Raw genomic sequence first — 5098 nt, forward strand, 5'->3', positions numbered from 1 at the left:
TCTTTGAGTTTATCTCATATTTTGATGCTATCACTGATAATGGACTCTCTTCTTTCAGCACTTCTAATACTATCCTAGTTTTTTCTTCAGCACTAAAAACTCTTGCTTTTTCTTTTGTCATTTTTTCTCCTAATTTTTTCTTATTATTTTATCTTAATTAGGAAACTTTTAACTCTATTTTTTTTTGTCCATTTTCTTCAGTCCATTATAATATACTAAAACTAAAGGTGCTTTTACAAGTGAAAATGCCTTGTTCAAATTGGTTTTTTGTGCTATAAAACAGATTACAGCAAAGTGGAATATGCCAATCCCAGATTGGGCGGTAACCGTTTCCCAGCTAGATATTTTCTTCCCTGATAGGTTGAATTTTAGACTATGATATTCTATACTGACACAGCTCAGCGAACGTTCTCATTTTATCTTACATTTCTGTTGTAACAAGGTCTATAAATCACACAAATTATATCTTTGTTAACAGTAGCAAATTGTTTGAAATTATTGCTATGTTCTTTAATTACTTAATTTAATGTGTTTCACTATATATCTTATAACCAAAGTGTGAGGTACTTATGTATGTTTATTACGTATTTTTATATATAATCTATTTTGAAATTTACACACTTTTCCCACTGGATTTATGGTAGAATCATAATAGTCTAATAAAAGTATCTAAAAATACTGAAGCAAATGCTTGTACCAATTCATCATCAAACCAATAATATTTACAACTAGCAAAGCTTAAAAGTATCTGAGAACAGTTATGTTGCTAATTAGATAGTGATTTGGTATTACTTGTTTTTCGATCATTATGAAACAATTAAATTATTTAACCAACTAAAAAATTTGCACCTATTATGAAGTGGATTTTAGAAATGAAACAAGTGATTTATGTTAGATTGGTTTTCTCTAAATATATTTCTACAATTTTATGCCTTTTTTGTGCTAGGAGCCTGTTGGAGAATAGAGAATTTAGCGTAATTAATGATCAATTTAATAAAACAAGCCATAGGAGGATACGGTAAATTTTCTTATTTTTTAAGATATTTTCTATTTTCCGACAGATTCTTAGGCTCATAGTTACTTAAACTTAAATTATGAACTATCAAGATATTATTGCAGCATTAAGAAATGACCCTAATTTTGATGAAGTCAAAGTTAAGGAGGCACTTAATTTTGCCATAAAGCATTACAGAGATAATAATCACCAATTCATAGAAATAGCAAAAACCATTACCTCAGTATATCCTGATACCAGTTCTACTATTGCAGCATTACTGTTCTTTAGTTTTGCAAAAGCTAACTTAAAGGCATCTAAAATTCAACATTTTAATACTGAAATATCTAAGATATTTAATGCATTAACTAAGCTTTTTCAAATTCACAACACATATCGCCATAATACAATACAGGAGACTATCAAGTTATTATTATCATTAGAACCTAATATAGGAATAAGGATATTATTAATCAGATTTGTATATTTACTGAATCAAATAATATTTGACTCAAAAGTATCAGATATTGAATATTATTTAATTAGCAATGAAATAAGTAAGATATATGTACCATTATTTCAAGAAGTAACAATAGAGAACATTAAAACTGCATTACAAGATGATTGTTTAACAATATTACAGCCACAGTTACAAGAATTGATAGTCACTAGTTTAACAGAACAATATCCCAATCAACAACAGTTAGTTATTAGCACTATTAATACATTGCATGATATTTTATCTGTTGTAGACATAGCATATACCATATCTGGGAGAGTTAAATCTTGTTATTCTATTGCTAAGAAGATGGTACAGAAGTCTAGTAAAGTAACAGAATTATTTGACATTATTGGTATTAGAGTAATAGTAGAGGAAGAAGGTCAATGTTATAAAATATTGGATACTATTTATAATAATTATAAACATATTCCAAAACGATGTAAGGATTTTATTAAGTTTCCTAAGAAAAGTGGTTATCAATCATTACATACGGTAATAGTTAAAGATTCCCAGAAGATAGAAGTACAAATACGTACTAAAAGGATGCATCACATTGCACTATTTGGTAGTGCATCACATTTGCAATATAAAATGCCATCAATAAGAACTAACGCTACTCTACATAGTGTTTATGATCTATTAAATAAATATTTATTAGATATATTAAACCCGTTTACTATCAACATCAGACAGAATAATGTTAGAATAGCTAATGAGTCAGTTGCTCTAAGATCAGAGGTGACATGGTTAATAACACAAGATATTGAGGTATCACAGTTGCATTACCGATTTTCCTACCAAGAACATGCTGCATATTATGTTGCTGAAGTTATAATAGTTAATACCATTGAAGTAAATCAATTATCTCGACAGTTAGTTAATATTGATGACAGGATAGATATAGATGCTGTTAGGACGTCACAAATTCAAGAACAATATTTAGCAAATATACGAACTAACTATCAAGCTCATAATCAACAATATGCTGAAATCTTACTTACCGATCTACCACTTGATAATATTATGGATAATAATTATAGGGTTAATCAGAGTGTCCAAAACGCTAAGAAATCAAATACCTTAGAGGTAATAAAGAATAATGCAACAATAATACCAGACCCATCAATAGAACTATTAGAAAAGCTATTGCCCCCAGAGCCATCTCAAGAGACAGTAACAGTAACCACCCACTATCAAGATATTGACTGGTATTCAGAGTTAATATCATTAGAATCTAAGACAAGCTGTATAAATGCACAGAATGATTGCAGCGTGCCAATAAGCATTGAAGAGTTTTTGCAAATTACTTCTGCTAGGGAGTTGGCAGGAGATACGGAACGTAAAATTACAACATACATAGATGTAGCTGAGGATTTATGCTCCGACTCAAAGACAAAATTGTCAGCAGCAATAGATTTACCAAAGATATCTATTAGACTTCCTGCAAAAGTTGCTTATGTGCAAGGATTTGAAAGAGACTATTCACCTCAAACCGCAGTGTACTCTAGTGTATGTAAGGATCCGAGTACCCCATTATTGTCCAAATTACCAGCAGAACTAGAGTCTTGCAGGGATTATATTAAATCAGATAACACGTCGAACTACATCAACACAGCTGTATTGTTTGGCGACCAAAATATTCATGATCTTAATAAAGACTCATGGAGCATTCCAATTAAAACAGTTGCCTCTGTACTACAAAAAGCTCCCATTACTATTGATCTTCGAGACGAGAAAATAAAGGATTTAGACATTGAAACACTTATTTCTCTACTAAAAGATATTAATATTACACACCTTAATCTTGGATATAACGACATATATGACGAAGAATTTGAGATGCTTGCTTCTATATTCAAAGATACTAATATTACACACCTTAACCTTGAACGTAACTATATACGGGGTACAAAGATTGAGATATTTTCTAAACTTAGAGACACTAAAATTACGCACCTTAATCTACAAGGCAACCAAATAGCAGAAGATTGTGCTAAAACACTTATTTCCATATTAAAAGATACTCAAATTATAGATCTTAATCTATCATGTAATGATATAGGAGATACTAGTATCCCAAGTATTGAAAATGATACACTTACTTTACCACAAGATACTAAAATTAAATATCTTGATCTTGGATATAACTATATGGGTGATGAAGAAATTAAGACGCTCGCCTCTATACTAAAAAACACTCAAATTATAGATCTTAATCTTGCAAACAACCATATAGGAGATTCAGGAGCGATAGAACTTGCTTCTGTATTAAAAGACACTAAAATTACAAAGCTTAATCTTGCAAACAACTATATAAGAAATTTAGGAGCGATAGAGTTAGCTTCTATATTAAAAGATACTAAAATTACAGAGCTTATTCTTGACGATAACCTTATAAATGATACAGGAATTAAGAAACTTATTTCTATACAAAAAAATACTAAAATTATCATTACTTTTAAAGAACAGAAGAAAGAGACATATGATAGTGGATATAGTACGTATGAAGAGGATATAGAGGATGAAATGACATATAATCTTCAAAACTTGGAAATAAAAGGTTCAGATATAGAGACACTTGTTCCTATACTAAAAGATAGTATTAGTACCCATATAGATATGAAACACAACTACATCAATGCATTCGTCGAACAGAAGCTTCATTCTGTTGAAGAATGTGAGTCTAGATTAAAAAGTACTAGAATTAGAATTAAATATCTTGATCTAGAAAATAATGCAGGAGATAGTTTTGATATTAGAGGTCTTACTTCTATACTCAAGTATATTGAAGTTGAACATCTTAATCTAGCATGCAACCTTATAGGAAATGACAATGGTATGATTCAACTTGCTAATATATTAAAGGATACTGAGGTTAAACATCTTGATCTTCAAAACAATTGCATAGATGATTTAGATATTGAGGCACTTGTTACTATATTACCAAAAACTAATATTACACACTTAAATCTTAATGATAATGAAATAACAACTAAAGGAGCAAAAAGACTTATTAATACATTAAATAATACTAGGCTTACAAAGCTTGAGCTTAAGCATAACTATATAGAAGATAAAGATATAGTGACTGATCAAAAGTCAATAGATTGTCAAATTGATTTTGATGATCAAAAGACTATTTATCCTGTGGATTTTTATCCTGGGAATTTTCCTAAACTACAAAATATTACATATCCGTTGCAAGACAGAATAAAAGATAACAGCTCCCCTGTATCTCAAGTAGTGGATAAAATTTGCTATTCACCGAATTATGATTATCAAAAAAGGTTAGTGGATGAAAAGAGTGAATTATTAGGAGAGGCTTTGTTGCATGAATCGGAATTTGGAGTAAATCGAGTTTTTGAATAAATAAAAAAAGCAGTGGAAATAGTAAAGTTAAGGAGTTAAGATATCCTCTTTTTTTAAGGTAAATATGCCGAACAAACACCAAGATCCTTATCGTCATAAATTTGCCCGAGCTAAATACAAAAGGTTCTGTCGCATCTATAATTGAAGATCTGCTTGAAGCAACAAAACTGAGATTTTGGACGTTATGCAGCCATTAACATTTTAAAATTTTCGAAAGTAGAAAGATTGTCATT

Annotated in this window: 1 protein-coding gene and 1 pseudogene; both read left to right on the plus strand. The window is 30.0% G+C overall.

Annotated features, from left to right (window positions below):
* Positions 1 to 211: 211 nt before the first annotated feature.
* Positions 212 to 379, plus strand: a pseudogene (locus RiCNE_RS08085) (IS256 family transposase); the annotation flags it as partial.
* Positions 380 to 1094: 715 nt separating this feature from the next.
* Positions 1095 to 4865 (plus strand): hypothetical protein, encoded by a 3771-nt coding sequence (locus RiCNE_RS05755; RefSeq protein WP_094649635.1) that lies wholly within the window; start codon positions 1095 to 1097, stop codon positions 4863 to 4865.
* Positions 4866 to 5098 lie beyond the last annotated feature (233 nt).

Origin of the sequence: Rickettsia endosymbiont of Culicoides newsteadi (assembly GCF_002259525.1) — a bacterium.
Lineage (GTDB): Bacteria > Pseudomonadota > Alphaproteobacteria > Rickettsiales > Rickettsiaceae > Tisiphia.

Bases quoted from the DNA above. Each gene is read 5' to 3' on its own strand.
- RiCNE_RS05755 (WP_094649635.1), top strand. From the start codon at position 1,095: ATGAACTATCAAGATATTATTGCAGCATTAAGAAATGACCCTAATTTT.